At 36.1% G+C, this 8,750-nt stretch carries 11 protein-coding genes; all 11 read left to right on the top strand.

Annotated features, from left to right (window positions below):
- Positions 1-210 precede the first annotated feature (210 nt).
- The 11 genes from AC1DLM_RS33765 to AC1DLM_RS33715 all read left to right on the top strand — a co-directional run bounded on the left by AC1DLM_RS33765 (position 211) and on the right by AC1DLM_RS33715 (position 8,325).
- Positions 211-696, top strand: coding sequence for a hypothetical protein (locus AC1DLM_RS33765; protein ID WP_477572430.1), 486 nt, complete (start codon positions 211-213; stop codon positions 694-696).
- Positions 697-903: 207 nt separating this feature from the next.
- Positions 904-1,479, top strand: a complete 576-nt coding sequence (locus AC1DLM_RS33760; protein WP_477572429.1) for a hypothetical protein — start codon at positions 904-906, stop codon at positions 1,477-1,479.
- Positions 1,480-1,513: 34 nt separating this feature from the next.
- Complete coding sequence (locus AC1DLM_RS33755) at positions 1,514-2,260, top strand: hypothetical protein (protein ID WP_441991670.1); 747 nt, start codon at positions 1,514-1,516, stop codon at positions 2,258-2,260.
- A gap of 89 nt (positions 2,261-2,349) precedes the next feature.
- Positions 2,350-2,697 carry a hypothetical protein gene (locus AC1DLM_RS33750; RefSeq protein ID WP_477572428.1) on the top strand — a complete coding sequence of 116 codons (348 nt, stop codon included), beginning with the start codon at positions 2,350-2,352 and terminating at the stop codon, positions 2,695-2,697.
- A gap of 64 nt (positions 2,698-2,761) precedes the next feature.
- Complete coding sequence (locus tag AC1DLM_RS33745; protein WP_441991668.1) at positions 2,762-3,163, top strand: hypothetical protein; 402 nt, start codon at positions 2,762-2,764, stop codon at positions 3,161-3,163.
- Positions 3,164-3,226: 63 nt separating this feature from the next.
- Positions 3,227-4,447, top strand: a complete 1,221-nt coding sequence (locus AC1DLM_RS33740) for an IS256 family transposase (RefSeq protein ID WP_477572427.1) — start codon at positions 3,227-3,229, stop codon at positions 4,445-4,447.
- A 357-nt stretch (positions 4,448-4,804) separates the two neighbouring features.
- Complete coding sequence (locus AC1DLM_RS33735) at positions 4,805-5,170, top strand: cyclic-phosphate processing receiver domain-containing protein (protein WP_477572426.1); 366 nt, start codon at positions 4,805-4,807, stop codon at positions 5,168-5,170.
- An 83-nt stretch (positions 5,171-5,253) separates the two neighbouring features.
- Positions 5,254-5,619 carry a DUF6547 family protein gene (locus AC1DLM_RS33730; protein ID WP_216855209.1) on the top strand — a complete coding sequence of 122 codons (366 nt, stop codon included), beginning with the start codon at positions 5,254-5,256 and terminating at the stop codon, positions 5,617-5,619.
- A gap of 63 nt (positions 5,620-5,682) precedes the next feature.
- A complete protein-coding gene (locus AC1DLM_RS33725) occupies positions 5,683-5,907 on the top strand; it encodes a DUF6199 family natural product biosynthesis protein (RefSeq protein WP_477572425.1) in 225 nt (74 codons plus the stop codon).
- Positions 5,908-6,909: 1,002 nt separating this feature from the next.
- Complete coding sequence (locus AC1DLM_RS33720; RefSeq protein WP_441991665.1) at positions 6,910-7,341, top strand: hypothetical protein; 432 nt, start codon at positions 6,910-6,912, stop codon at positions 7,339-7,341.
- Between the two features lie 498 nt (positions 7,342-7,839).
- Complete coding sequence (locus AC1DLM_RS33715; RefSeq protein ID WP_441991664.1) at positions 7,840-8,325, top strand: hypothetical protein; 486 nt, start codon at positions 7,840-7,842, stop codon at positions 8,323-8,325.
- Positions 8,326-8,750: the final 425 nt, after the last annotated feature.

Below are 8,750 nucleotides of genomic sequence, written 5' to 3'. Positions count from 1 at the left end.
AAATAAAAGTACCCTATCGAGAGACTTTTTTAAAGTGTCTACTCGATAGGGTACAGTTTAGTCAGGAGTGGCTTTGTCTTTTATATACTGATGTATATTGGTGGTCAAACTGTACTTTGTGCTTAGATACATTACGGTGATCCGTACCATAGATGGCAGGTCAAGTGTGATTATTTTTTTATAATAGTTTGAAAAAGTGGGAGGGAAGAAATGACAGAGCTTGAACGAGATTTAGTAATCAAACTAATGAGCAGGAACATTTCGGAGGATGAATTTAGAAATGAGTTCTTTAGTGGTAAGCATCCTGAGCAAAAAATAATAAGATTATTAGAAAGAGCACTTGTGGAAAGAAACGCAGATGATGTTGAATTTACATTATTTGCAGGATTTGACCTATTCACAGAAAAATCAGTCCMTATCTTGTGCGAGTTGCTTGTGAGTGACTCGCACTCTCGACATGAGGACATCGCAAGAAGTCTACAAGATTTGAAATCTCCTGAAAGCATTGAAAGCTTGTATGCCGCTGCACTGCTAAAGTTAGATTATCTTGATTTTGATGAGAATTTTGCACTTGCAAGAAAATGTACATGGGCATTAAGTGCAATAAATACTATTGAATCTAGAAGGAAATTAGAGTTGCTTGCTCAATGTGACAATGAGATTATCAGAGGTTTTGCTAAAAAGAGACTTGAATAGAACGGGAACACGATACTTAAAATTCCAATCGTTAAGGCCAGATAAGTAAAGCAGGCGCCGTAGCGACCTGCTTTACTTATTGAGGCATCGGGCAGGTAATTGCAAAAATGCAGCCACAAATGCTTTCGAACCTATGTATAATATTGGAATAGAGTAGGAWAGAGCGTTATTTTTAGATTACTATTTATTAAAGGAGATAAGATGGTCATGAGTCAACTTGCTAGATTTAAAAGATCAATTAAAACAATTTATAAGCTAATCATTTCAAAACTTAAATCAAATTGGTCCCTTCGTGACTATCCAATTGAATACAGACAGCAAGAGATGTTAGATCTTACTRATACCAATCTTACTATGTACCCTTGGGAAGCAAGAATAATTAATTGGAATACAATGAATGGCGATGGATATACAAAAAAAGAAGCATTTTTAAAACTTAGAGAAAAATTTGAGAAATATAAGTCGGAAGGTCGGGAATTACCTAGACCAGGTCTTAAAATGAAATTGACATTTGCAAGTGCTGAAAAGATAGGAAGCTTTGATACTGCTGCTGTTCAATTTTTTAAAGTAATATTTGAAATTGATTATAACGGAATATTTATTTCTGACGAATCATCAATGTATGATTTCTGCTGGACTGACGATTCGCTTAATGAAAAACAGTTAAAAATTGCTGAAGCTTATGGAATTGATATAAAGGATATTGAAGGACTAAAAATTGTGGATATCTTGAGGCGTATCAAAGAGGCACAGGCTTCAAAAAGGTCTGTACATAACTTGTGAATACAATACTAATCAATTTTGCGAGGTGTTATTTTTGGAAGAAAAGAATTGGTTTATAAACGAGTTTAGAGAACTTGCAAAAATCCATTTTTCAACTAACGATTTTATTGATGTAGATTCAACTTTACTTTCAATAACATGGAAAGTGAATATGTGTAAATTTCATATTGAAGAATATCAAAAAATTATGAATAGAACCGCAAACAACAATGTACCTCCCATTGTTGATGCCGTTGGTAAAATACTTAAACGTTCAACGGATTTAGAAACGATGAAGGAATTTTGGGGAAGTATTTTTATTTCCGAATCTCACATCATTGCCTATGCTCAATCCCTGCATTCGCTTGCAGATATTTATGCCCATCTAATAGTTTGCGTTATGGATTTGAGATCAAAGTTTAAAAATCCCAAACATATTTCTTTACTATCAGTATACAAGGTAATTAGCAACCAAAATAATGCAAAAGTCATTGTTGAAAAAATTGAGCATCTTCAGCAATCTATGGAGTTTAAATATCTAAACGCTTTTGTAAATACTACCAAACATCGAAGTTTAGTACCGGTTAATTATTCAGTAAATTTTAATGAGGAAAATTTTGGGCTTAAATTTAAAGGATTCAAATATGATCAAAGTGAATTTCTATCTAAATGGGCTAATGAATTTACTGGGATCGAGTTTAAGAAGACATTGGGTATGTTTATTGAAATTGGTAATGAAATGAACGAATATCTAAAACGCTGTAGCGAATGGACAAATTTCAAAAGATTGGAACAACATTAAACTAACACAAAACTAACACAAAACTAAAGCTCAACATACATCAATAAATATGAAGTTTTCTGAAATACGGTGAGAGAGTTGATAAAATCATGAAGACAGTAGGAACGGTAAAGATATATTTCCTGACTGCCGAAGAAGGCGGGCAAAGTATAATTCCAGTTGGAAACTTCTCAATACCCATCATTTTTGAAGAAGATAGGGAGTTAATATATGGCTTATGGAGTGCAGTAATTGAATTTCACAAATCTCCAAATACTCAAAGAGATACAACTGCAGACTTGTATTTAGCTTTCCATGAGAAAGAAGAGTCACCGAATCATTTAATCAAACCTGGAATGAAATTTGAATTAACGACAAATAGAGTGATAGCCAGAGGGGTAATTGAATCATTAAAAATTAAGTCAGGTATTAGAAGATGGGGCGAGAAAATATTCTGAAACTCTGACATAACCAGTCTAATAAGATGGTACTATTTGTAATAGAAGTGTGAGGTGAATAAATATGAGGAATATCGCTAAAGACTCTCAATTTCTCAAAGAGAGAACTGAGATGATGCATTATTTTCAAGAAATGTTCCACAAACCAGAGGAAACTGAAATTATTAATTCACCATCGAAGAAATTCAAGCTGGTAGTCCATCACTATAATCATGAGGAAGGCATTACCAGGTACAATTACACTAAAGGGATAGTCACGGACAGTGACAACAATATTATTGACACTATCTATAGAAACCTTGACCCATTTTTATATAGTTGGGTGGAGGTAAATGGAACAGAATACCTATTGTGTGGACTTGATTATCAGGGGTATTCAGTTGTTGATTTATTGAATAGACAAACTAAACATTATATCCCCGAAGAAGCTTATAAAGGTCGTGGGTTCTGCTGGGCGAGTCTGTAAAATAGATTGTGTAAACTCCTAAGCCTATTAAAATGGAAGTATAGGAAAGGTTGGGGAGAACACGTGGGATTATGGACAAAGCAGCAGCTCCGCGAATTTATCAAGGAGAATAAATTGGTAACGGCTCAAGATGCCCAAAACGCATTGAAGAATTTGTTTGCAGAGACGATTCAAGAAATGCTAGAAGCGGAAATGGACACACACTTGGGCTATCAAAAGCATGAAGTGGAGAACAAAACAACCACGAACAGCCGTAACGGAAAGAGCAAGAAGCGCGTAACCAGTGAGTATGGTGAGCAAGAAATTATTGTTCCTCGCGACCGACAAGGTGAGTTCGAGCCCTTAGTGGTCAAGAAACACCAGTCGAATGTAACGGGCATTGAGGACCAAATCATAGCCTTATATGCCAAGGGAGTCAGCACCAGAGACATTCAGGATCATCTCGAAAACATGTATGGGATTGAGGTCTCACCGACGCTTATTTCCAATGTAACGAACAAGATCATTCCGCTCATCAAGGAGTGGCAGAACCGCCCTTTACAAGGTGTTTACGCCGTTGTTTTCCTTGATGCGATTCACTTCAAAGTCAAGCAGGACGGGGCTATTGTGAACAAAGCAGCCTACATGGTGATCGGGATTGATCTCGACGGAAACAAGGATGTACTAGGCATGTGGATCGGTGAAAATGAGTCTGCAAAGTTCTGGTTAAGTGTCCTAAACGACCTGAAAAACCGTGGTGTGCAGGACATCTTAATTACCTGTGTAGACAATTTAACCGGCTTCACACAAGCCATCTCGGCCTGCTATCCAAAGACAGAGATCCAGAAATGCATCATCCACCAAATACGCAACTCAACCCGCTATGTTTCCTATAAGGATTTGAAGAAGGTAACGGCCGATCTTAAGCCCATTTACAAAGCTGCATMTGAAGAAATGGCTCTGGTTGAACTCGACCGATTCGAGGAAGCTTGGGGAACCAAGTACCCTCTCATCCTTCGTTCCTGGCGTAATAACTGGGATGAGTTGGCGACTTTCTTTAAATACCCGCCCGAAATCCGCAAACTCATTTACACGACTAATATTATTGAAAGCTACCATCGTCAGCTTCGGAAAGTAACCAAAGGAAAGAGCATCTTCCCCACGGACGAAGCTCTCTTAAAAATGCTCTATTTAGCCACGATGGACGTCACACGAAAGTGGACAGGCCGCGTCCAAAATTGGGGACAGATGCTGCTCCAGCTATCTGTTTTTTACCCAGACCGCATCGGTCAGCATCTGCGTTGAAAATTTTCTCCCCTCGGGGAGAAGGGTTTCTTTTTAATGAGTTTACACAAAAGATTTGACAGACCCTGCTGGGCTGAAATAATATACTTCCAGCAAAAAAATCTAATAGTGGTTGATGGGTGTTACTGGGCATGTCCTTATGAGCTTGTCTTCTACGATTTCTCTAGTCCGATGAGTGTTCCATACAAAGAATTATTTCGTGTTGAGGTAGATAGTATTAAAAATTGGGGTAACTGGAAAACGATCCATAAGATTAGTTATGTTGATGAGGAAAATAACGATAAGGAATTTGTTTTTTAGAACTATGCTAACGCATTGCGTTGCTCAAACGCGGTTAGATACAGAACTAGTCCAGAGGTGATTACAGTGAAGGTCAATCTTTATCTAGATGATTTAAGGGATTGCCCAGAGGGTTTTATTATCGCAAGAACAATTGAAGAAGCAATACAATGTTTTCAAGAGCATTCAATAGAACTATTATCACTTGATCATGACTTAGGCGAAGATGAGAATGGAAATGAATTACGTAATGGTTACGATTTCGTTAAATACTTTTGTGAGAATGGTTTAAGGGCTAGCAAAATTTACTTACATACAGATAATCCTGTAGGTCGAAAGAATATGTATGAAACATTGTTAGCAGCACAACGTAGAGGATTTATTGATGAGGATATTGAGATATACCATTATTCAATTACTGCAAACAAGTATTCAGGAGAATAATCATTGATTCCGCTAACGCAGAACGAACTTGTTCGATCGATCGACTCCAATAAAAAGCTCAGAATAGAGGGAATGAAATAACATTGGATAATAAGGAATTAGAATTCTACAAAACATTTATTGATGATTTAGTGGAGCTTCGTCCTGCTGTGTATTCACGYAGGATAATGGGAAACGGTTGGCCACGGACTGTTGAAAACGAAAGGATAAACAAGGTACTAGCTGAGTTATCGCTAGAACAAAAGGAGGTTTTTGCATTAATTGCACAATCTGCTCGCGATGGTGGAATTCATGATGTACTCGTTTATTTAACAAAGCAGATTAATCTAGCGGGTCTTGAAATCGCAAAGAATGGGATTAAGATGACAAAGGAACCCTTTGGTTCTGAAATGTATTTTGATTGGGTTTGCAGAAAAGAAGGCGATGCATGGCCGGATTCAAGTAAGTAAACCTCCCGGTTAAGCCGTTAAACGGTGAACTAGAAGTTAACAAAGAAAAGGATTGTATTAAATATGACAAGTCCAATTACTTTAATCATTGGGATTTTATTTGGATTGATCTTAATAATTTTCCCTAGCCAAATGTGGGAAATAAACAAATTTATGCTTAGGAAAAATAATCAAGGTGTCTCGCAATTCAAAAGTGAAAAACCAGATAAAATTGCAATACTAATAAATAGGACGGGTGGAGTTTTTATTATTGCTTTAATGAGTGTAATAAGATTGCTACAAATATGACTTTGCTTTTAACATGCGCACAGTTTCTTGAAGTAACGGATAACGAATGTAAAATAACATTCTGAGAAGGCAGCTGATCCAATTTGATCGGCTGCCTTCTCAAGTAACAGAGGATAGTTTAATTAACTGCACGAATTCATAAGATATAGGATACGAAATCAAAAAGAGAAGTAGGTGAGCATTATTTTAGAGAGAATGTATGCAAGAAACTTTATGGATTCATTATTTTACCTTTTTATATTTATTAGATCTGATCCAATGAATCCTGTACTTTATAATCTTTTACATAAGTATCAATACTGGTTACATAAAGACTTGGTAATTAATAATCGTTCCATAAATAAGTTAATAAATGAATTAAATTTAGTTGAAGACCACCAATATAAAGCAGCAATTATCTCTAAGCTTAAGAAAGTCAGAATATTTAACAGGACTAAAAATATTGAAAGGATTTATCAAAGTATTAGACCGATCAAGTACATAATAGAAAGTTTAATAAATGTAATTGATCGGAAAGAGACAGAAAAGATAAGGATTATGGCAAGTTCAGTACAYAACTACCCATCGTTTATTTTGGGTAATTATTACTGTAATTCAATTGATTTCTGGAATGAGCACATTAGCTATTACAATAGAACTTTTCAAAGTGACTTTATGAACGAATGGAAGCATTTATTTCAAGAATATTATCCGAAGCACGAGAAATGAGTATTAATCTATCGGAACATGGAAGCTCAATAAAGCACAGTGTAGGCAGCTGACATCAAGCAGCTGCCTCTTCCCCGCTAAACCGAGGGACGGGGGAGAGTGTGGTAACAACCACCAACATCTTTGGAAAACTAGGCTAACATTTATGAATTTAAATTTGGTCGAAAGAAAACACAATGTGGACTGCCGCGCGAAGGCCAATGCCTATAAGCGGTTATATAACAGGTTTATTCACTCTATTCCATATTGTGGTAAAATACTATTAAAAGTGATGTGAAAATTGAGGTTAGATTAATGAAGATACAAAAACGAACAGCGAGATCAGCGTTGGCGTGGGTAGTTTTACTAAGTGCACTGTACTCAATAATTGGTGAAATACTCTTTCAAACATTTTACTACCACGATAAACTGTTAAATTACTTTGAATGGTGGGTTATATTACTCAGCGTTGCTTATACCACACCAGCAGTAATGTTATTTAGAAATCGATTTTGGTACTTTAGTGTTTTTATTCTCTTTTTTTACGTTGTGTTCTCTATTATTTTTTTGTTTGTTTTTGGTGCAATGTTTCCAATAACTGATGACAATCCAGCTGGTGGAATTCTGGGAATCATGATTCATGGTATAAACATTATTAGCTTTAGTTCTGGAACAATTCTTGGATTATTAATTAACATATCGATTCATTACTACATGAGGTTAAATTATGAAAACAATATCGGATAAATATAGAAAGCATATCATTATATAATTTGCTGCTAAGCAAACGACGGGTAATGGTACCATGACAACAGGACACCAGAATTGGGAGTGATACAAGTTGCACAACCTCGACGGTTTATTGGACTTGCTAATTGAACTAAGGAATTTGATAGACTCTCCAAATACTGATGTCACTTGGTCGCGTTTCGAAAACGTTGAGGATGTCCTAACGACCATAGATATGCTCGAACAGCGAATCAAACTTGGAGAAGATACAGCAATAAATGAACTAATAATCTTATTGGGTCCAACTGGATCATTCCAAGAAATATCAATCGATAGTGGTTGGGGTGAAAAATTTATTAAGTTAGCTACTCGGTTCGACGATCTTGTTGACTCCAAAAGTTTGAGCAAACGCAGTACGATAGTAGAATAGCAATCGCCACAGGGCTGCCGAAAAAATGCTGGTAGCCTCATTTCGTTAACAGGTAGATTAAAAAGTGTGTGTTTGGAGGAAGAAAGATGGGTAAAGACTTAGATTTGTTTGAGGAGGCATTAAAACTGATTATCGCTGGTGGGGAACTGCAAAAGGTAAAAGCGTCAGAACAGACGATTTCCTTTCTAGTTGAGTATCAGATTCCTAATGAAATAATTGATTTCTTCTATCGTTTTTCATTTGACCAGCATATTAGATTCAACCATGTGTCCTTTTATCAAGTCAATGAGATGCCTAGTGAAAATTTATATGAGGAAAATCAGCGGTGTATTGCTGAAAAGCTACTAATAATAGGCTGGGGTTTAAACGGAGATTTCATTGTATTGGATTTAGAAAAACTAAAAGTAGGGTATGTATTCCATGATGATTTATGGGAAGATAAGTCCGTTAATCCAAGAGACATTTTTATTAATCTTAATTGTTCAATTGGTGAGTTCTATTATAATGCGGTTACAGTTGAAGATTTCCCTGTCGATGGATACGAAGCAGAACAATATATAGAAAAAAACTGATCAATCCATTCTTTATTAATGGATAACGTTAGTGAAATAGCGGTTGCTTCGGGCAACAGTTTTTTGTTTTTCTCCGTTAAAGGAAGATTACGTTAAGGAAATACATGTCCAAAAGCATGGAACCTGCACTATTAAGGGTTTCGTATTAATTAATAATTTGGGGCTACGTTTAAGGCAGGAGATATAAAAATTATGGAAAAAGTTATTTTTTTAATTATATTTTTTTCTGCCTCAATTTTTTACGGTATTGTTGCAATAATTAACCCGTACTGGGCCTGGAAAAAGGGAATTGCAGCATCTAATAAGATCCGAGAACCTAATCAAGTAGACCTAATGTTGTTGCAATAATTAACCCGTACTGGGCCTGGAAAAAGGGAATTGCAGCATCTAATAAGATCCGAGAACCTAATCAAGTAGACCTAATG

Source organism: Paenibacillus sp. 01T442, from assembly GCF_056398345.1.
The sequence above is the reverse complement of the archived record's forward strand: the minus strand, read 5'-3'. Positions and strand labels throughout refer to the sequence as shown.